At 38.8% G+C, this 21,830-nt stretch carries 16 protein-coding genes and 1 other RNA gene; 15 read left to right on the forward strand and 2 right to left on the reverse strand.

The annotated features are described in order from the left end of the window. The first annotated feature begins 9 nt into the window (after positions 1 to 9). Both EPJ90_RS03860 and EPJ90_RS03865 read left to right on the forward strand, forming a co-directional pair. Positions 10 to 5,988, forward strand: coding sequence for a Cna B-type domain-containing protein (locus EPJ90_RS03860; RefSeq protein ID WP_200542678.1), 5,979 nt, complete (start codon positions 10 to 12; stop codon positions 5,986 to 5,988). A gap of 235 nt (positions 5,989 to 6,223) precedes the next feature. Continuing rightward, positions 6,224 to 8,569 (forward strand): Cna B-type domain-containing protein, encoded by a 2,346-nt coding sequence (locus tag EPJ90_RS03865; RefSeq protein WP_200542679.1) that lies wholly within the window; start codon positions 6,224 to 6,226, stop codon positions 8,567 to 8,569. Between the two features lie 70 nt (positions 8,570 to 8,639). On the opposite strand, the gene EPJ90_RS03870 is transcribed toward EPJ90_RS03865, so the two are convergent. Continuing rightward, positions 8,640 to 10,325, reverse strand: coding sequence for a proline--tRNA ligase (locus EPJ90_RS03870; protein ID WP_200542680.1), 1,686 nt, complete (start codon positions 10,323 to 10,325; stop codon positions 8,640 to 8,642). A 63-nt stretch (positions 10,326 to 10,388) separates the two neighbouring features. On the opposite strand from EPJ90_RS03870, the gene ssrS reads away from it, so the two are divergent. From ssrS to EPJ90_RS03910, 8 genes are all read left to right on the forward strand, one after another. Continuing rightward, positions 10,389 to 10,541: non-coding RNA, 6S RNA (gene ssrS / locus EPJ90_RS03875), on the forward strand. A 77-nt stretch (positions 10,542 to 10,618) separates the two neighbouring features. Continuing rightward, positions 10,619 to 10,843 carry a YneF family protein gene (locus tag EPJ90_RS03880; RefSeq protein ID WP_125164623.1) on the forward strand — a complete coding sequence of 75 codons (225 nt, stop codon included), beginning with the start codon at positions 10,619 to 10,621 and terminating at the stop codon, positions 10,841 to 10,843. Positions 10,844 to 10,883: 40 nt separating this feature from the next. Beyond that, a complete protein-coding gene (locus EPJ90_RS03885) occupies positions 10,884 to 11,600 on the forward strand; it encodes a biosynthetic peptidoglycan transglycosylase (protein ID WP_200542681.1) in 717 nt (238 codons plus the stop codon). 1 nt (position 11,601) lies between these two features. Further along, on the forward strand, positions 11,602 to 12,597 hold the full coding sequence (gene trpS / locus EPJ90_RS03890) for a tryptophan--tRNA ligase (protein WP_200542682.1): 996 nt from the start codon (positions 11,602 to 11,604) through the stop codon (positions 12,595 to 12,597). 113 nt (positions 12,598 to 12,710) lie between these two features. Then, positions 12,711 to 13,148, forward strand: a complete 438-nt coding sequence (gene spx / locus EPJ90_RS03895; protein ID WP_003773302.1) for a transcriptional regulator Spx — start codon at positions 12,711 to 12,713, stop codon at positions 13,146 to 13,148. Continuing rightward, positions 13,145 to 14,263, forward strand: a complete 1,119-nt coding sequence (gene mnmA / locus EPJ90_RS03900; protein ID WP_161636582.1) for a tRNA 2-thiouridine(34) synthase MnmA — start codon at positions 13,145 to 13,147, stop codon at positions 14,261 to 14,263. Before spx ends, mnmA begins: the two co-directional genes overlap by 4 nt. Beyond that, a complete protein-coding gene (locus EPJ90_RS03905; RefSeq protein ID WP_161636581.1) occupies positions 14,247 to 14,975 on the forward strand; it encodes a CPBP family intramembrane glutamic endopeptidase in 729 nt (242 codons plus the stop codon). Before mnmA ends, EPJ90_RS03905 begins: the two co-directional genes overlap by 17 nt. Before the next feature lie 16 nt (positions 14,976 to 14,991). Further along, positions 14,992 to 17,127 carry an ATP-dependent RecD-like DNA helicase gene (locus tag EPJ90_RS03910; RefSeq protein WP_200542683.1) on the forward strand — a complete coding sequence of 712 codons (2,136 nt, stop codon included), beginning with the start codon at positions 14,992 to 14,994 and terminating at the stop codon, positions 17,125 to 17,127. A gap of 157 nt (positions 17,128 to 17,284) precedes the next feature. Here the strand turns inward: EPJ90_RS03910 and mscL are convergent, their stop codons facing one another. Then, positions 17,285 to 17,692, reverse strand: a complete 408-nt coding sequence (gene mscL / locus EPJ90_RS03915) for a large-conductance mechanosensitive channel protein MscL (protein ID WP_200542684.1) — start codon at positions 17,690 to 17,692, stop codon at positions 17,285 to 17,287. A 96-nt stretch (positions 17,693 to 17,788) separates the two neighbouring features. On the opposite strand from mscL, the gene pepD reads away from it, so the two are divergent. From pepD to EPJ90_RS03940, 5 genes are all read left to right on the forward strand, one after another. Continuing rightward, entirely contained in the window at positions 17,789 to 19,219 is a 1,431-nt protein-coding gene (gene pepD / locus EPJ90_RS03920; protein WP_161636578.1) for a beta-Ala-His dipeptidase, read from the forward strand. 111 nt (positions 19,220 to 19,330) lie between these two features. Next, positions 19,331 to 19,804 carry a PTS sugar transporter subunit IIA gene (locus tag EPJ90_RS03925; RefSeq protein WP_123171605.1) on the forward strand — a complete coding sequence of 158 codons (474 nt, stop codon included), beginning with the start codon at positions 19,331 to 19,333 and terminating at the stop codon, positions 19,802 to 19,804. Positions 19,805 to 19,854: 50 nt separating this feature from the next. After that, a complete protein-coding gene (locus EPJ90_RS03930; RefSeq protein WP_200542685.1) occupies positions 19,855 to 20,715 on the forward strand; it encodes an acyltransferase domain-containing protein in 861 nt (286 codons plus the stop codon). Between the two features lie 71 nt (positions 20,716 to 20,786). Next, a complete protein-coding gene (locus EPJ90_RS03935) occupies positions 20,787 to 21,455 on the forward strand; it encodes a hypothetical protein (RefSeq protein ID WP_200542686.1) in 669 nt (222 codons plus the stop codon). Positions 21,456 to 21,559: 104 nt separating this feature from the next. Continuing rightward, a partial coding sequence (locus EPJ90_RS03940; protein WP_200542687.1) for a helix-turn-helix domain-containing protein occupies positions 21,560 to 21,830 on the forward strand: 271 nt, incomplete at its 3' end.

A 21,830-nucleotide genomic window follows, 5' to 3' on the forward strand; every position in this document is an offset into this window, starting at 1 on the left:
GGAGGGTATATGAAAAGAAAGCTATTTGCACTTTTGATGGCTGTGGTCATGTTTGTATCAACTGGAGTTCAGTTGGATGCAGATACAGCACGTGTCGCAAATCAAAACAGTCTTATAACTGATTTTAATTTCTCAAATACTAATTTAAACCATGGGTATGAAACCAGCGTTACAGTTCAATTTGCGGAATCCGGAAATCGCAAGTTGAATTCTGGTGATGTTATGGAACTCCGATTACCAATGGAGCAGAAAGTAGATTCGAATGGATCTCCTTATTCCGTGGGACTCAAAGGAATCTCACAAACGATTAAGCTTACCATGCCAGGGGTTGAAAAACCATTCGGTCATGTCTATGTGACAGAAAGTAATGTTCATGTTGTGTTTACAGATGAAGTGGATCAACTCAACAATATTGCAGGTTCTTTCACATTTAGAGTTGAAGGATTTAATGATAATACGCAAAACATCAAAGAAACACTGTATACCAATCTTGGAACGAATGTTTCTCAAAAGTCGGTACAAATTGAAGGTCAATTTCAAGGAAGTGGTTCTTATGAGATGTTTGCGAAACTAGGCGGAATGTCCCGTGAAGAGGAAGAGGTCGTGCGATGGGTTCTTCTATTAAACGGTGAACGCGAACCCTTTATGTCTGAGATGACGGTACGCGATACAATTGGAACAGGTCATGAATACATGCCAGGATCCTTAGTATTTATGGTTACCGATCATACCGGAAATCGCTTTACGGTTAGTGAACAGACGTTTCGAGATCAGTATGGTGGCGTATGGATTAATGGTCAGTCTTTAATTGTGGCAACCCATCCAGGCAAATTACACTATACTTCAATTGAAGTCATGTATAACACAAAAATCACAGATTTGAAACAGGCTGAGATGGAAAATAAAGCTGTGGCGAGTTTTTATGATCATGAAGGCTATCCCCAAACCATTGAAAAAGATGTATCTGTTGAAAATCATTATGCATCCGGTTCGATTGTTGGAAATAAACCAAAACCGGGTGTTTTAAGGATTGTAAAAGTTATTGATGGAACGGAAACACCTGTATCGGGTGTTACTTTTACTGTGAAAAATGATCGTGGTGTCCTCGTTGAACGTGTAACAACCGATGAAACGGGAGTGGTTAATCTTTCGCTGAAAGATGGCCGTTATACGATTGAAGAAGTCGAGGCACCTTCTTGGCTTGTCTTGGATCCCAAACCCGTAACCGTGGATGTTGATCAACATGCGGAAGTCGGGACGCTTGCAGTTTTTAAAAATGAAATTAAAAAAACAGAAGTTAAAGTCTCTAAAACATGGATTGGTGGTCCTTCACCCCATCCGATTGTTGCATTTAACCTTATGCAAACGCTTAACGGGGTTACTTCTGAGGCAGGTCGTATTTTAACCTTAGAGGGTGGAAAATCTTCGGTTGTTTTTGAAAATCTTCCAGTTGCTGATGAAACTGGAACCCCCATTGTTTATTCTGTCGAAGAAGCGGGGTTCGCAACCGATGAATATAAGGTTTCAATCACACCAATTAATGAAAATAATGAAATTTTTGTTACAAATACCTTTATTAAAGATACAGAGTTGACAGATTTTAAAGTTTTTAAAACATGGAATGGGGGGCCTTCTACGAAGCCTTCAGTTTCCGTTCAACTTTATGCCAATGGGGATCTTGTTGAGGGAAGTATTATGGAAATTCCTAGCGGTGAAAACTCCGTAACGTTTCAAAATTTACCTGCTTATAAAGGAGGCGTTGCGATAGAGTATAGTATTCGAGAAGTTGAAGTTCCTAAAAATTATAAAGAAACAGTGATTAAACCCAATCATATTGAAAATGAGTACCTATTAAAAGATGTAACCATGACTAAAAAATGGGTGGGAGGCAGTCCGATACATCCAGACACTGAATATGTTTTAGTTGCGGATGGTGTTGATACTGAACACACCGTAACGCTCTCACAAGAAACGAGTTATACCTTTAAAGACATGCCGAAATACAATGACAAGGGTCAAGAAATTGTTTACCGTGTTCGTGAAGTCGTGGTTCCAGAAGGGTATGACGCATCGTATAGTGAAGATGGTTTAACCATAACCAATACCTATCGTATGGAGTACATGGATGTTACCGCAAACAAAGTTTGGGTGGATTCCTTAAACTCAGGGGAACATCCAACAGTTAGGTTTCAATTGTACCAAACCATTGATGGTGTAACATCAGCGGTTAATGGTGTATATAAAGACTTAAGTGAAGGTTCTGTAACGTTTAAACAGCTTCCTAAAACGACGCAAGACGGTAAAGAAATTCGTTATACTGTTCGTGAGGCAAATATTCCAAAACATTATGAAGTTCACTACAGTACGGATGGTTTAACTGTCACCAATACCTTTAAACCGGATATGATTTCCGTAAATGTAGAGAAGGTTTGGAATCATGGACCCGTTACGCGTCCAGATATTGAAATTCAATTGTACGCAAATGGTGCTCCTGTCACAAACGGGAAACGTACTTTAAGAAATGGTCAAACACACGTGGTTTATCGAAATCTACCAAAACAAGACCATGCGGGAGAGATTGTATATACGGTTAAAGAAATTACCCAGTTAGACAATTATTCAACCCGCTATGAAGGAGCAGGGACAGATTTAAAAATCATTAACGATTATCAAATTCCGACAAAACCCATTATTGCGCGTAAAGTGTGGGAGGGTGGACCAAGTCCAAAACCAACCATTGCTTTAACACTCTCAAAACGTATTGAGGGATCCAATGACATATTACCAGTTCCCCTTGCACCGATTGAACTTAAAGATGGTGAAACGGAGGCTCATTTTGGTGTGCTTCCAATTAAAACCTTGGATGGAAAAACCATTACGTATTTCGCGAATGAGGTGGATGTCCCAGAAGGTTATCTAGGGTTAAATTCATACTCCGACCCACTAACCGTAATCAACCGTTTTGATGTGAAGACAGCACCGGTTTACGGTAAGAAACTATGGCGTGGCGGACCAGATCTTAAACCTGATATTGAAATTAAACTTCAAGAACGGTATGAAGGTGAGACAGAGTATCGTGATAGCGATGTTGCTTCTAAGCTTTTAAAAAGCGGTTATGATACTGTGCGTTTTGACTCCATGCCAACGTTTGCGTTTGATGGACGTCGTATTGAATATCGACTTCATGAAGTAAAGGTACCAACTGGATACACTCAAATAGAAAGTTCCAATCCGCTGGAATTGATAAATGTATATAATCAAGGAAGCATGTCCGTTACGGCTGAAAAGAAATGGATTGGTGGACGCAAAGAAACCGTTACCCTTCGTCTTTATCAAGAAATTGATGGTGTTGAAACGCCTGTACCTAATGGGGAACGCGTTTTAAAGGAATCCGAAGCACAGATCGTAACGTTTACGGATTTACCTGAAAGAACCTTGGATGGGAAAACCATTACGTACTTTGTTCGTGAGTTAGGCGTTCCGGAAAATTATTCTGTTTCATACAGCTCTGATCGTTTGACAGTTATCAATACCTTCCAAGAAGGGGTAACGCATTTAAATGTGAAGAAAATATGGCAAGGTGGTCCAGGACCTTCAATTCCCCTCGAACTTGAATTAACGCGTAATGGAGCGGCTACGGGGATTATGCAAACTATGGTTCCTGGAGATAATGACGTTGTCTTTGCGAACTTACCGAAATATAGTGAAGAGAATGTTCCGTATTTCTACAGTGTTCGTGAGGTAAATGAAATCGAACACTATAGCCTTGAAAACATTTCGCATGATGGAGATACCAACGTTACCTTGACCAATGTCTACGATTATGGAGTACGGGATGTGGTTGCGAAAAAAGTATGGACCAACGGCATGAGTCCACGTCCTGAGATACAGTTTGAACTTCGCCGTGCGTCTTCACCAACTGATAAAGTCGGTACATCAACAGGTAGGGTTCAAACCTTACGTGATGGTGAAACAACCACTGTCTTTAAAGATTTAGAGGTTCGCGATGATGAGGGGAATACCTACATCTATTTTGTAAAGGAATTGACGTCAGTTCCGAATACGATTACACAATACAGCCCTGATGGGTTAACCGTCTATAATCACTATGTGTCACCGAAAACATCCATTCGTATTCTAAAAACATGGGTTGATGGACCAACGGTGAGACCTGATACCTCTTTCCAATTAACACGACGTCTAAAAGGGACCGAAAATGTCTTTGAAGATGTTTTAGGATTTGAAGCTCAATTACATTCAGGTCAAACACACCTTGATTTTGTGGATGTGCCCTTAAATGATCATCAAGGGAATCCGTATGAATACTCGGTTCGTGAAGTTTCCGTTCCAGAAAATTATACAGAAACCGTATCACCAATTCGTGATGCAAATATTATAGAGGTTACCAACACCTATCAGTCTCCACTTAAATCCGTGACCGCCTTTAAAAAGTGGTCTGGCGGAGAAAAAGCGCGGGATCGTGTTGTATTCGAACTCTATCGACGAGTTGAAGATAACGATTTTGAAGCGGTATCGAATCAAAAAGAAACGCTTTTACCATCAATGGCTTCCGTAACGTTTACAGATCTTCCTGTGAATGATCAACAAGGCCGTCTTTATGAGTATCGTGTCAAAGAAATCGAGGGACCTGAGCATTTTGAAGCCTCTTACAGCGATGATGGATTAACGGTAACCAATACGTATAATCCTGGGGTCACGGAAGTGTCCTTTACTAAAGTATGGGTTGATGGACCCGATACGCATCCGACAATTGTGGTTGATTTATACGCAAATAACGTTAAAACAGAGCACGCAATAACACTTCAAGCGGGTGAAAAGGCCGGTATATTTAAAAACCTTCCAAAACGTGATGAAGCAGGTATTGATATTACGTATACCGTACAAGAACGGGATGTTCCTGAAAATTATGATGTATTGTATCAAGGAACGACCATTACCAATACCTTTAATCAAGGTGTTCGTGATGTGATTGCTACTAAACTATGGGATGGTGGTCCAATGACACATTCTGAGGTTACCTTTGAACTTTTTGCGGATCAAAAAGCAACCGGTATAACGCAAGTTCTATCACCAGGTGCTAAGACGGTGACCTTTACGAATGTTCCAGTCTATACATCGGAGGGTACAAAAATTGCATATCGTGTTGAAGAAATCAGTGGTCCGGAACATTATATCGCACGTTATAGTTCTGATGGTCTAACGGTAACCAATACGTATGATCCAGGCCTACGTGATGTCATTGCTACTAAAAAATGGGTCGGTGGAGCATCAAGTAATCGACCAACGGTGATTTTTGACTTGTATGCAGATGGTTCTAAGACAGATCAATCTGTAAGCCTCTCAGATGGCATGACACAAGCTCATTTCACAAATCGTCCGATCCGTAATCAAGATGGCTCAATCATTCAATATACAGTGAAAGAGCGTACAAAGCATGAAGCTTATGATGTCCATTACAGTGAAGATGGTTTAACCGTAACCAATACCTTCAACCCAGGTTCACAAACCATCACCGCTCATAAAGTGTGGGTAGGTGGACCTGATGAAAAGCCTGATGTTGTATTTGAACTTTATGCCAACAATAAACCCCTTGGTGTGAAAAAAATCTTGGGATCGGGTGTGAAGTCGGTTAGTTTCAGAGGTCAGCCTGTTTTTGACGACTTTGGAAAACGCATTAAATATCATATTGTGGAACATGATGTTCCTGATTATAAAATTACATACAGTGCGGATGGCTTAACCGCTATTAACACTTATACAAAAATCGATAATGGTGTTGGTTCGCTCAACAATCGACCAACAAAACCATCTGTGCCACCACTCCATGGTATTAATGTATTGGGAATGAGTAAAAATCGTCTGAGTGCTCTTCCAAATACAGGGGTTGGTGGATCGCAAATGCAGTATACTGCTGCATTGGGTCTTATTGCGATGGGATTAATTCTAAGACGCAAAAAACGAAAATAGCCTAAAAAACCTACATAAACGTAGGTTTTTTTATTGTGCAAAATCTTGTGTATTTAATGCCATAAATAAGTGAACAATTGCTTAAGTTTGTTCATTAGATACATTTTGTAAGGAATCGTGATAACTTTGTGATGAAAAGGTGCAAAAATGTGTAAGTTTTGTGACAAAGGTCATATACTACATATACAAAGAGATTGTGAACAGGTCATGAAAGTTCACAAGTAAAGGAGAGAATATGAAAAATACGAAGACAAAGTTGATTCTAAGGTCACTTATTGCTTTAGTTCTAATCGTTTCAGGTATTACCACAAATGTGAATGCATCAAGCAGTCCTAAAGATTATACAAATGAAGCGATCTTTACCCAATTCGACGTTAATCCTAAGGGATTAATTAACAATCCAAGTCAACCTATTGAGTTTAACTTAGCGTTCAGCGATATGAACAATGGTCAAAAAGTTAAATTTAAACCAGGTGATTATTTCGAGTTAACATTACCAAGTAATGATGAGGTAAGTTTACGTTCCCTTCGTGCTATGGGTTCAAAAATGCCTGTACATGCATTTGATAAAAATGGAAAACAAATCACCCTTGGTGAGTTAACCTTTAATGGAAGTCACATTCATTTTGAATTTATGGAGGATGTACTTCAACTTGAAAACGTTACAGGTACGATTAATCTAAAATCGGTATACGATAATGCATACCGTGGTGAAGAAGATAAAATTGCGGAACTTCCAACCAATCTTGGATTGGGTTCATTGGATAAACAAATGATTACAATCTCACAACCTGGAACCCCTACAGGTGTTGAACCAAGTCCAATCTTTTACTGGAAAACCGGAACATTCTCAACAGAAGTTCACGGCGATATGAACTGGTGGTTAAACATCAACAGTCCTAAAGAAGCAGTGCAATCCGATGTGAAGGTAATCGATACAATTGGTGAAGGTCATAAACTGGTTGATGGATCAATCATGGTTGACGTGGAAGCAAATGGAGAACTCAAACACATCAGTGCTGAAGAATTTAATAAAGAATATGGAACAATTACTGTTGAGGGTCAAGTTCTAACGGTAATGATTCCAAGAGAAAAAGCAGCAAAAACAACATTTACCGTTACTTATGATACGCGTGCTTTTGATAAGAAACTTGAAAATTATAAAAATGCGTCAACAATTGAATATAAAGATGAATCCGGAAATCTTGTGACGGATACACCCAAACATTATACTGATACATCCGTTGTGAATATGTTTGATGATGCGACAATCGGTGGAGAAATGAAGGAAAAAGGTGTATTCCGCGTGCAAAAATTTATTAAAGATACAGATGAAGTGCTCGAAGGCGTTACCTTTGAGATTACAGATAAAGATGGCAAGAAAATAGAAGGAATTACCAATGAAGATGGTATCTTTGATTTCAATCTTGAACCCGGTAGTTATACCTTAAAAGAAATCAAAACGCGTGATGGGTTTGAGTTGGATTCAACAGAATATGAAATTGAAATGACTGAAAAATCCCAATCGAAGTCAATTTACAACGATTACCAACGAATTGATGTTGTTGCGACAAAGAAATGGGTGGGTGGTACGTCACCACGGCCTGCGGTAACATTTGATCTCTACCGTAGCGCAAACGGTGTTTCAGAACGTGTTGAAGGTGCAACCATGGAATTGGTTGATGGTCAAACAACCGCTGATTTTGGAAAACAGTTAAAATTCGACAAAGAAGGTCATGAATACACATATTTTGTTAAAGAAACAACAGATTTAGAAAACTATATCAAACATGAAAATGGACTTGAAGTAACCAATACCTATAACCTACGTGATGTAGCTGTAAACAAAGTATGGGTTGGTGGACCTGCGGTTCACCCAACCATTCAAATTCAACTTTATGCAAATGATATTGCACTTGAAAATCATCTTGAAACCTTAACATCAGGTACTGATGTGGTAACATTTAAGAATTTACCAATTCTTGACAAAGCAGGAAATGAAATCGTTTATTCCGCAAAAGAAGTCAATGTGCCGGTAGGCTATGAAATGGAACAAACGGATGCACTCACAATTACCAATCACTTTATCGTTGAGAAAATCGATATTACCGCACACAAAATCTGGGACGGTGGTCCAAGTGTTAAACCTACCATCACATTTGGGTTAGTCCGTGATGGCATTGAAATGGGAATTACGGTAGATTTAGTCAATGGTGAGGAAACAGCAGTCTTTGAGGATTTACCAAAAACAGATCCTAATGGAAAAGATTATGTTTATACCGTTATCGAACTTGATGTACCAAAAGGTTATGTTGCGGTTTACAGTGAAGACGGTTTAACCGTTACAAACTATTATGATGAACCGGTCATTGTAGATCCACACGAACCAAAAGAACCTACAAAACCTGGTGAACCTACGAAACCTGGTGAACCTTCAAAACCTGAAGTCTTGGGTGTTCGTAAAGAACAATTACCTCAAACAGGTGTAAGTGCAAACAATGTCTTACTCTATGGTAGTTTATTATTAATCTCAGGAATCGGTATGTTTGTATTGAAACATCATCGTGAGGAAAAAGAGTAGAAGCTTCGGCTTCTTCTTTTTTTTATAAAAGCATAAAAAAAACTGGATGATTAAGTCCAGTTTTTGTATTTTACATATAAGATTTAAGAACACTCAAGATGTCTTCACGTTTAATTTTTTGTTCCGCACCAGTTTTACGTTCCTTCAGTTCGACTTCACCGTGTTCCACATCACGTCCGACGGTAATTCGTAATGGAACCCCAATGAGATCCATATCGTTAAACTTAATACCTGGACGTTGTTTACGATCATCGAGAATCACTTCAAGTCCTGCTTGGGTTAATTCTTGATATAAATCGTCTGCGAAGGCCATATGTTCTTCGTTTTTATTATTGATAACAACGATTGCTACTTGGAATGGCGCAAGATTCATGGGCCATACAATGCCGTTTTCATCATTGTTTTGTTCAACAACAGCTGCAAGAGTACGACCCAGTCCAATTCCATAAGATCCCATATATACATCTTGAAGTTTGTTGTTTTGGTCTAGATATTCAAGACCCATTGCTTTTGAATATTTTGTCCCCAGTTTAAAGGTATTTCCAACTTCAATCCCTTTTGAGAATGTAAGAACGCCTTTACCATCTGGGTTTGGATCGCCTTCTTTAACATTTGATACGTCGATAATGTGTGTTGCTTTAAAATCAGAATGATTCACATTAATGAAGTGGTGGTCATTTTCATTTGCACCCACTGTGAAATTTCGTAATCCTTCAATCATCTTATCAACAACAACATCAATTTCAAGACCTACAGGTCCTGCAAATCCGACAGAAGCACCCGTATGTTTTTGAACGTTTTCAAAGTCGGCAAGTTCAACTTCCGTTGCTTTGTATAATTTCGCAAGCTTAGTTTCATTTACATCACGGTCTCCAAGAACACAAACGGCAACATATTGATCATCCAAGCGATAGATTAATGTTTTTACAAATTTTTGAACGGGTTGTTGTAAAAATGAAGCAACCTCTTCAATTGTACGTGCATTGGGCGTATAGACTTTTTCCATACTTAAGAATGGTTCATCAGATTGAATACGATTTACGTTTTCCGCAACCTCAAGGTTACTTGAATATCCTGTTTCTTCGCCAAGTACTAAGATGTCTTCACCGATATCAGTAACAGCCTGAAACTCTTCAGAGAGTAAACCACCCATAATACCTGTGTCTGCACGAACGATACGATAATCCAGTCCAACACGATCAAAGATACGTTTATACGCTTCAAACATCGCGTCATAGGACTTGTCAGCGGATTCAAGATCAGCATCAAAGGTATAGGAATCCTTCATCACAAACTCACGTACACGAATTAAACCAAAACGAGGACGTGCTTCATCTCTAAATTTCGTTTGAAATTGATAAAGGCTAAATGGCATATCTTTATACGAACGAATTTTCATTTGTGCTGCTTGCGCAAACAACTCTTCATGCGTAGGACCTAAAACAAATGGTTTTTTAAAACGGTCATCCAATTGGAACATGCTGGTACCAATAATATCACGACGTCCTGAGGCTACATAAACATCTTCAGGAATCAAGGTAGGCATGGTCATTTCCTGTGCATCGATGGCGTTCATCTCTTCACGGATAATGTTTTCGATTTTATTTTTAACTTTTAAACCAAGTGGCATATACATATATACCCCGGAAGAACTTTTTTTAATATACCCAGCTCGAACGAGTAGGTTACCACTGGTAGAATCTTCATCACGAACATCTTCCCTAATGGTATAAAAGAAACTTTTACTTAATTTCATACATTCACCTCGTAATTTTCTCATATAGTATATCACGAAACCATGAATTGTGTGTTATAATAGTGGTGCCCAAAGGGAAATATATTTCCGACACTTTGATATAAGGGAATCCGGATGTTTATGCGTGGTGTGAAAGCTAATTTATTAGAATCCTAAACCCATGACAGGATACCCACCTGTTAACACAGGGAATAATATCAACCCTTTGGGTTTTTATTTTGAATGATTAAATCGGTCCTTGTGTTTATCAAGGAATCGTTATAAAATATAGATAGATATAGGATGGTGAGAGTATGCTAACACTACTAAGTACAACAGGTTTATCAATTACTTATTTTGTTTTAGGGTTATTGGTTGGAGGTGTCGTTGCTTTCTTCTTAAGTAAGAAGTATTTTGAAAAACAATTAAAAGAAAACCCACCAATTAACGAAAAAATGATTCGTGCGATGTACATGCAAATGGGACGTAAACCGTCCGAAGCGCAAATTCGTCAGATCATGAAGTCGATGGGACAATAAAAAACACAGGCGACTGTGTTTTTTATTACGATGTGTGAATATGAGAAAACTGATACGAAAACTTGTTTTAATGATGGTGACCGTTGCCTTGGTGGTTGCGGGGGTCATCCTCTTTTTCGGATACAAAGAGTATCAATCGGTTATCCTGAAAAAACCAATTGATACGGTTTTAATCGAATTAAAAAAAGATAAAGCGTATACTACAATCGATGAAATCCCTGACCTGGCTTTAAAGGCTATGGTTGCTACGGAAGACTCCCGTTTGTTTACTCGGAAATCGGTAATGGATTTGCGTGCAGTTTTACGTGCGATTGTTCATAATATTCAAAGTCGTAAACTTGTGGAAGGGGGATCAACCATTCCACAACAAGTTTCTAAAAATATATATTTTGATCATGATGCCTCTTTTGTGCGGAAAGTATCCGAATATTTTGTAACACGTGACTTACTTTTAACGTATACTAAAGAAGAAATCCTGGAGATGTATCTAAATATAATCTATTACGGTGATGGTTATTCCGGGATATACCATGCAAGCATGGGGTATTTTGAGGTCCTACCTTTCGAATTGAATGAAGGACAGGCGACGCTTTTAATGGGGTTGCCACAATCACCGTCTTATTATGCCTTGAGTTCTAATTTTGAGGCTGCGAAAGCGCGGCAACGTCATGTATTAAATCGTCTTGTTGATGCCCAAGAAATTACAGCAGAACGTGCCGAAGAAATCTATTTAATGGATGTTTATGGAGGACAATGAAATGAAAAAGAGAATGATTAGTGGTATTAAACCAACAGGACAATTAACATTAGGAAACTATATTGGCGCGTTAAAGCCTTTTGTAGCATCGCAAGATGAATACGATTTAAGTGTTTTTATCGCGAATCTACACTGTGTTACCATGCCGATTGATCCGGAAGAACTTGAGACCAATTTAAGGGATGCCTTGGCATTTTATTTGGCATGTGGTCTTGATCCGCAAAAAACAGACATCTTTCTCCAAAGTGATGTTCCTGAAATTGCGCAACTTGGTTTCTTATTATCGTGTGTTACCCCAATGGGTGAATTAAACCGTCAAACTCAATATAAAGATAAAAAAGACAGCGGTGTTTCCTTAAGTGCTGGATTTTATACGTATCCAACCTTAATGTCAGCCGATATTTTAATTCACGGTGCAGAGCTTGTACCTGTTGGTGAAGATCAAAAACAACACGTTGAGTTAGCGCGTGATACAGCCGAACGTTTTAATAATCGATTTGGGGATACGTTTAAAATTCCAGAACCGGTCATTGCGAAGGTTGGAAAACGCATTATGTCCTTACAAGATCCAAGCAAGAAAATGAGTAAATCAGATCGCGAAGGGGACAAAGGGGTCATTTATTTAAAAGAAGACACTAAAAAAGCACGTAAGAAAATTATGTCAGCAGTGACGGATAGTATTGGTGTTGTGCAATATGATCCAGAACACCAACCAGGGGTTGCGAACTTACTAACCATCTATGCTTCACTGAAAGAAATCAGTATTGATGACGCCGTAAAAGTATTTGAAGGCCAACAATATGGAAGTTTTAAAAAGGCAGTCGCAGACGTTGTTTGCGCTGAATTAGAGGCGATTCAAGCACGTTATCACGAGTGTATTGAATCCAATACACTCAATGATGTTTTAGCGGAAGGCGCATCCCGTGTCCGTCCTCAAGCCCAAGCAACATTGCATGAGGTGCAATCGAAATTTGGTCTTGATTGGAAACGCAACTAAGTTCGCTTAACATAAATATCAAAAAGATTCATGAATTATGACCTAGAATTATTTTCTAGGTCTTTCAAAATATACATATAAAATGTATAATTGATTAAAAGGGAGGTTTGCACATGATTGTTCTTTATTCATCTCCTGGTTGTGCGTCGTGTCGAAAAGTTCGACAATGGCTTAAAGATCGGAATTTAAAATTTATTGAAAAAAACATATTTACATCGGTTCTTAGCGAAAAAGAAATTAAACATTTACTTATGCGAAGTGAAAACGGTACGGAAGATATTATCTCGAAACGTTCGAAAGTGATGCAAGAATCACAACTTGACTTAGAGGAATTATCGATGAGTGAATTAATTACATTTATTCAACGACATCCATCCGTTTTAAAACGTCCAATCATTATGAATGATAAATCATTCTTAGTGGGGTATGATGAAGAAGAAATCGATGCATTTCTACCGCCGGAATTACGTTCGGCAAATAGACATTCGTGTGATCCAACCTGTCCAAAGTATGGGTCATGCAGCATGGCAATGAAAGATGATGAAAAATGAAAGTATTAGTAGGTTTATCTGGAGGCGTCGATAGCGCAGTCGCGGCTCATATATTAAAATCGCAAGGACATGATGTTACTTGCGCTTTTATGCGTAATTGGGATTCTTTTGCGAATAATGATATTCTGGGAAACCCAACCATTAAAGATGATATGTGTTCACAAGAAGTGGACTATGATGATGCGAAACGTGTTGCTGACCATTTGGGTTTAGAATTGCTTCGTGTGGATTACGTTAAAGAATATTGGGATCATGTGTTCTCATTTTTCTTAGCAGAAACCGAACGCGGAAATACTCCGAATCCGGACATTTTATGCAATCGTTTTGTGAAGTTTGATGCATTCTATGATTTTATGGATGCGAATGGTTTTGAAGCACTTGCGACCGGTCATTATGCCATTACACGTGATGGGAAAATGTATCGTGCCGTCGATCAAAATAAAGATCAAACGTATTTCTTAAGCCGTGTTCGTCCTGAAGTGTTACCACGGGTATTATTCCCATTAGGTTCTTTAACCAAAGACGAGGTTCGTCGTATCGCCTTAGAATTAGATTTACCGGTAGCAACCAAAAAAGATTCTACGGGCATCTGCTTTATTGGTGAACGTCAATATCGTGATTTCCTTAAAAACTACCTTAAAGATGTGGAAGGGGATATCATCGATGTGGATACACAAAAAGTACTCGGAAAACATCAAGGTGTTATGTTCTATACAATAGGTCAACGCCATGGCTTGGACATCAGTACGGCTGTAGGCCCATGGTTTGTGGTGGGAAAAGACCTATCAACAAACCGTATCTATGTTGGAAAAGGCGCAGACCATCCAATGCTCTTTGCCGGTGCTGCCGAAATTGCGGAAATGAACTGGTTTGCGGATGAAAAAGTGGATCTTGAATGTACCGCAAAATTTAGATATCGTCAAAAAGATGTGCGAGTGCGTATTGCTTGGATTGATGCGACGCGACTCCGTGTTGAAATGATTGATGATGTGAAGTCAGTCACATTGGGGCAAGAAGCCGTCTTCTATCTTGGCGAAGCATGTCTTGGTGGCGGTCGTATTGACCGTGTGTTTGATACAAATGGAAATGAAGTAACCTATGATTCGAAATTATGATGTTGATCAGGGGCGATTTGAGTTTACCCCCTTTCAAGTGATTTTAGTGGTTCTAAATTATTTCTGTGGATTCCAATACCTTTACCCACGCATCGGTGCTTGGGTAAGTGGTACACAAGGGGTCGTAACACCGCGTGTGGCGATGTTTATCTACCTTTTTACATTGATATCAATGGTTGCAATCGTTTATAAGCCATTGAGAGCTAGTTTCTATTTTTTTAAACGAAATATTCGGACAAACATTCTTCCAGTATTTAGGATAACAGGTCTTATGCTTTTATTTAATATTGCACTGGGTTTGTTGGTTCAATTAATTCTGGGAAGTGGTGTCGTAAGTGCCAATCAAGAAGCGGTCAATGAAGGGTTGCGTAATTTTCCGTATCTAAATATGTTTGCAACAATTGTGTTTGCGCCCATTGTGGAAGAGATTGTCTTTCGTGGAGCGTTTTACCAATCCTTGCGTTCTGAAAAATCATACAGATCAAGCATTGTGATTTCGTGTTTGCTCTTTGGGTTAATCCATATCTTACCCAATATGATGCTTACCGGAGATTTAACGCAATTGATTTACTTAATTCCTTATTCAGGAATGGCAATTTTTATGATTATGGCATTTGAAGTAACAGGTTCAATATGGGGAGCAATTTTTGTCCATATGTTGAACAATACCTTCGCAACATTAACTGTAATTCTACCAATGTTTTTAGGTTAGATTTGAGGTCAATATTATGGAACAAACGATTAAAGGATCTGTCGAAACATGTATATTTAAAAATGAACAATCTGGATATGGTATTTTCCGGATTGTTCTTTTCAATAGCAATCAAAAGCCAATGACCATTAAGGGGCCATTGGCGACTTTAGAGCTGGATTCATTTTATGAGTTTACAGGGGATTACGTCGAAGATCCACGTTATGGCATGCAGTTTGATGTCATTGCGTTTAAACAAATGCTTCCCCAACACCGTGATTTTATTATTCGTTTTTTAAGTGGACCCAATTTTCCCGGTATCGGTCAAAAAACGGCAACTGCAGTTGTGGATACTTATGGCGAAGATGTTTTAGATCAAATTCGTGAGGATGAGTCTTTTAAACTTGACGTTAAGGGGATTACGGAAGCGAAAGCGGAAATGATTGTTTCGGTGATTCGCAAACAAGACGCGCAAGAAGATGCGGTATCGTTTTTGCTTGCCCATGGACTTGGAAATAAGCAAATTATTAAAATAAATAAAGAATACGGTGATAATGCGATTTCAGTGATTCGTGAAAATCCTTATCGTCTTGTTTATGACGTCGATGGCATTGGATTTAAAACCGCTGATAAAGTCGCAATGTCGCTTGGTTATGCGCTGGATGATCCCTTGCGTGTTGAGGCACTGGTTCTTGACCGTTATAAAACAATTTGTTTTGGGGCGGGTGACAGTTTTATCACCAAAGATAAATTGTTTGATGGTGTGCGAATGGGGGATGCAGAGCGAGTGGAAGCGGCGTATCAAGCGCTGGTTCAAAGCGGTGAATTGGTTGAAGATGGTGATCGTCTTTACCACCGTACGCAATATGATAGTGAAGTTTATGTTACCGAAACCCTTAAGAATTTTAAATACACAGGTTATGATTTTGATCTGGATGATTTGGAATCTAAAATCGCTTCAATAGAATCTCAGCTTCGCATTGAATTTGATGATACCCAACGCGAAGCCATTGAGTCCTTTTTATGTGAAGATGTCATGATTCTAACCGGTGGTCCGGGAACGGGGAAAAGTACCTTGTTATCGGGTGTGGTCACATTACTCCAAGCAAATTGTCCATGGCTACACATTACCTTATGTGCGCCGACTGGGCGTGCCGCAAAACGCTTGGAAGAATTAACCAACGTCCAAGCCGCTACGATTCACTCTGTTCTTAAATGGGATTTGGAATCCAATAAGTTTGGTATGCATGAAGAAAACCCATTAGAAACCGATATTTTAATTATCGATGAGTTTTCAATGGTCGATACATGGCTTCTTGCTCATATCTTAAAAGCATCGGAGAGGGTAAAAAAACTGCTGTTTGTGGGTGATAAAGATCAGCTTCCATCAGTGAGCAGTGGTTTTGTGTTAGGGGATTTAATTGCATCGAAGGTATTTAAAACAATTTCCTTAGAACGAAACTACCGTCAAGAGGCCGGATCTGAAGTTATTGACTTAGCGGTTAATATGAATCAAGGTCTTCTGGATGTTTCAAATTATCATCGTGATGTCCGGTTCTTTGATAGCCGTTATGGCAGTGTCAAAGATATTGTCTTAAAGGTTGTGGATGAAGCTATGCAGCGTGGTTATGATTTAAGCGATATTCAAGTCTTAGCACCCATGTACTCAGGTCCAGCTGGGATTGATAATTTAAATCACTTCCTTCAAAAAATGTGTAATCCTGAAAGTCCTCAAAAAGCACAAATCATGTACGGGACACGGATTTTTAGAGAAGGGGATAAAATCTTACAACTTAAAAATCAACCGGATGATTTTGTATTTAATGGCGATATTGGGATGCTTGTGGAAGTTGAAGCCAAACGTTTGGTTGTTGATTTTGATGGAAACTTCGTCGAGTATGAGCCATCTTCCTATATAAACATTACCCATGCTTATGCCATGAGCGTTCATAAAGCTCAAGGGTCGGAATATCCCATTGTGATTCTTGTAGCAGTGCGAGATTTTTACCGCATGTTATCCCGTCGACTTTACTATACCGGGGCAACGCGATCTTCAAAATCACTCGTCTTGGTTGGTGAATTGGATGCCTTTCACACCGCAGTTGAAAATCACCACGAAGCCAAACGCAATACATATTTAACTGAACGCTTGCAAGAAGCATTTGAAAAGTAAGAAAAATTTGATATAATAGACGTGTCTGAGACGTGATGAATCTTAGACATGGTGGATTTAGTTTGGGAGACAAAATCTATTATGGTAGCTATAATACTACTATAAGAAAAATAACACCGCTTATAATAGGTGTTATTTTTTTATGCTTTTTCAGCGATTATTTATTTTTCTTGAGTTCATCTAAGATGTTTTCAAGTAACACAACTTCATCTGATTTTGGTGCAGGTGCCTCTTCCACAACTTTAGGTGCTTTTTTAAATTTATTCATAGCGCGGATAACCATGAAGATACATAAAGCAATGACAATAAAGTCGATTGTTGCTTGTAGGAAGTTTCCGTAACTCATGACAACGGCGGGTGTTTCACCGACTGCAGGTTTAATAACCCACTTCAAGTCCTCAAAGTTTGCGGCTCCGGTTAATAAACTAATGAGTGGTGTAAAGATATCTGCTACCAGTGACGTTACGATTTTCCCAAACGCACCCCCGATAACAACCCCAACTGCCATGTCAATCACATTCCCTTGCATTGCGAATTCTTTGAATTCTGTGATAAATTTTTTCATACTGCTCCTCCTTATTAATAATATAATTGATTTATGTGATATTTCAAAGGAATGTGATATGATTTATACGACAAATAACAAGAAAGAAGGTCTTTTATGAGTGAATCAGTTGTAATGAAATATTTTAGAGAAATCAGTGCGATTCCTCGTGCTTCGTTTAATGAAGAAGCAATTAGTAATCACTTAGTTGATTTTGCGAAAGGATTAGGTTTAGACTACATCCAAGATGAATTATGGAATGTGATTATCTTTAAGCCGGCAACTCAAGGTTATGAAAATGCACCGACTGTAATGCTTCAATCCCATACAGATATGGTTGCGGAAAAAAACAAAGACAGTAATCATGATTTTGATGTGGATCCTATCGAACTGATTATTAAAGATGGGATGCTTTATGCTAATAATACAACGTTGGGTGCTGATGATGGTGCCGGGGTTGCGTATATGATGGCAGTTTTAGCGGACTCAGAAATGGGACATCCTGCCCTTGAATGCGTCTTTACGGTTCAAGAAGAAACGGGCTTAACGGGTGCGACTGAACTGGATACATCAATGCTTAAGTCAGAATTATGCATTGGTTTGGATGGATCGGGTGAAGTTGAAACGTATGTATCCTCATGTGGGGGTGTGCGTGCACGTCTTGCGAAGGCAGTACAATTTGAAGATATTGATTCGGATACAATTACCGTATCAATTCGAGGTCTTTTAGGTGGTCACTCAGGTGGTGAAATTGATCAAGAGCGTGGGAATGCTTCCAAGATTGCAGGAATCATTATGCGTCGTGCACTCGATCAATTTGATTTCCGTGTGGTTGCTGCAGAGGGTGGTTTAAAAATGAACGCGATTACGCGTGAACATGATTTCACCTTAGCCATGAAAGATATTGAAGGATTTAAAGCATGGTTTAAAGAAATGGAAGCAGGCTTTAAAGAACAATATGAATTCAGTGACGCGGGTTTAAACTTTACCTTAACAGAAGGTCATACAACTCGTGCTTTATGTGAAGCAGACACACGTCGTGTTGTGGATGCACTCTTTATGCTTCCTTATGGTGTAATTCAAATGAGTAAAGCAATTGAAGGCTTGGTCATCACGTCTTCAAATATTGGGACAGTACGATTAGATGAAAATGAACTGGAAATCACGATGTCGATTCGTGCAACGCAAGCGTTTGTCTTGGATACGGTAATGCGTCAAGTTGAGTGGATTGCAGCACAAAATGATCTTGAGACCGAGTTTACGTCACGTTACCCTGGATGGAACTACGATGCGAAGTCAAAACTACGCGAACGTACAATGAGAGTTTATAAAGAACTTCGTGGTCAAGACATGGAAACCGAAGCAACACATGGTGGAATGGAACTTGGTATTTGGAAGGGTAAAATGCCTCATATCGATATTGTAAGTTTTGGTCCAATTATGTTTGATATTCATACACCGGATGAACGTTTGGATATTGCGTCATTTGACCGTACCTACGAATTCTTAGTGGCATTACTTGAATCACTTCACGATTTCAAGGCATAGTCGCCATATCCGAAATCGTTTACGAAATTTATGCGTAAATTTCAAACACTTAACAATTATATTTTTAAAATAATATGATAAAATTAGAGTAACTGATTGGAGGACGATATTATGTTTGGTTTGTTTAAAAAAAATAAAGAATCATACCGTTCATTTGGTACCGGTACCGTCTTAGCGCTTAAGGATGTTCCAGATCAAGTGTTCTCAACCAAAATGATGGGGGATGGCTATGCCCTTGAACTTACTGATGGTAAGGTCTATGCACCCATCAGCGGTGATGTAACTTTGGTCTTTCCTACAGGTCATGCCTTTGGCATTACGGATGCAAGTGGTGTGGAGATGTTAATTCATTTAGGAATTGATACGGTGGAACTTAATGGTAAAGGATTTAATGGTGTTGTGAAGCAAGGGGATAAGGTTACCCAAGGTGATCTGTTAACCACTGTGGATCTTGATTATATTCGTGAAAACGGAAAATCTTTAGTAAGTCCTTTTATTCTAACTTCAGGTCAATCCATTACGCTTCTTAAAGAAGGGGAATCGGTAACACCCGAGTCTGAAGACATTTTCTCAATTAATGCTTAAAAGACATCTTCATGATGTCTTTTTTTCCAATTTATGAAAGAGGTGCCCTAATGCTTAAGAAACTATTAAAAACAGCACAGTTTAATGACGATGCAATTTCAATCCTAATCTCACAATACGATAACTATCAATATGTCTTAGAAACGTGTGCGAAGCCGTATACGGGTGAAAAGAACGCACTCCCTATATTGAAGCTCAATCCCCAAGAACGCCTCATGCGAACGCTTTATATGCTTCCTGAGCTCAAAGAACAATATATTCAGCGTGGTATTGACGATGCAATCTTTAACGCCAGCATTCAAGACCTAAACTATCGTATTGAACGTTATCATAAATCCAATGATCATTATGGACTCAGCGATAGTGATGTCATCTGGTTACGCTTTATGTTCCGTTTTGAAATGTTTGAACTTGGAAGTTTGCGTTATCAAATCTTTCCATTCAGTTATGCTGAGATTGAACGGAGTGGTCATGACACCATGCACTTACCCCAACAACAAAAACACCGTTTTCCTGAAAACACCATGATGCTTAACATTCATATCAAACGTGATGCCGATTTATCACCACAAGCCATCGATGCATCCCTCAAACAAGCACATGACTTCTTTACAAAGACCTTCCCCGAACATCATTTTAAAGCGTTTATTACCCGAACATGGTTAATTCATCGCGGGATTATGGCTTTAATTGGTGATCCAAACAGCCATATCGTTCAGTTTGGAAATCGCTTCGAAATCATTGCTTCTTCACATAACCGATATCAAGCACTGGAACGCATCTATGGGACAACCGATATGTATGAAATCAGTCGCATGGACAAAACAACCCAATTACAACGTGATGCATACAAACATCCGGAAATGCTTGGGGTTGCATGTGGGATTATCGAATTTGAAAGCTTTGAATAATGGTGATAGGGATTTCATTATTACGTGAAATAGTCTATTATAGTACTAGATATTCCAAATAGGAGGAAGCCATGGATTACTTAAAAATATTTATGATCTTTGTCGTTGCATTTATCGCGATCCAACTTTTAATCCGATTACTGGGTAAAAGAGCGAGTGATAAGGCAATGAAAGCATTTATGGAAAGTGACACCCCAACATTCACGAAAAACATTGATAGTTGGCTTGCGAAACTGACCATCCCCACATTTAACCGTAACTTCTTTAAACTTAATTATTTTATGAGTGTCAATGACAGTGAGCAGGTTCAAAGCATTGCGCAGGGTATGGAGAAACTTCATATGAACCGCAATCAAAAATTAGAGTACTTAATGAAGCTTTATGAATATGCATTGATGCGTGATGAAGTTGAATCCACCAAACAAGCACTTGAAGCACTGCGTACCTTTATTCGCGAATCGGATATGGATAATCGCACCCAACTTCTTGAGAAACTGGATTTGGATGAATCAATTTTTATTAATCACGATATGGACTCACTCGCAGCCATTGATACCTTGATCGAACAATCCCCCGAGGAACTTAAAGGTGTTTGGTATTTCCGTAAAGCGATGATCTTGGAAGAAAATGGTCATGACCAACGCGCACTTACTGAAATCGAGCGTGCTATGCGCCATGAACCCCTCGAGATTAATAAAGAACAATACCAAGTATTAAAAGATCAAATTTTAAAGAAATAGAAGGGTTCACATGCGTGGAGTAGTAAACTAAAAGTAGACAAGTAAAAAAGACTTGTCTACTTTTTTTGTGTAATAATAAAATCAGAGATAAAACGGAGGTATTAATGATGGGAAGACCCAAAGGCGGATTAAATAATAAATGGACTTATGAGGATCGTATTAAAGTCGTTACACGTCATATTGATGAACATATAAGTGCTGCGAAACTATCACAAGAAACAGGAATACCTAAAGGAACGATTAATGGTTGGATTGATCGATTCATGCGCGATGGTAAAGAGGGTTTAAAAAACAAGAAAAAGACAGGAAATCATTTTTCTGCGCTTCATACGAGTAAATCATTAACTGAGATCGAACGACTTCAACTCGAAATTC

This window comes from Erysipelothrix sp. strain 2 (EsS2-7-Brazil) (assembly GCF_016617655.1).
Lineage (GTDB): Bacteria > Bacillota_I > Bacilli_A > Erysipelotrichales > Erysipelotrichaceae > Erysipelothrix > Erysipelothrix piscisicarius.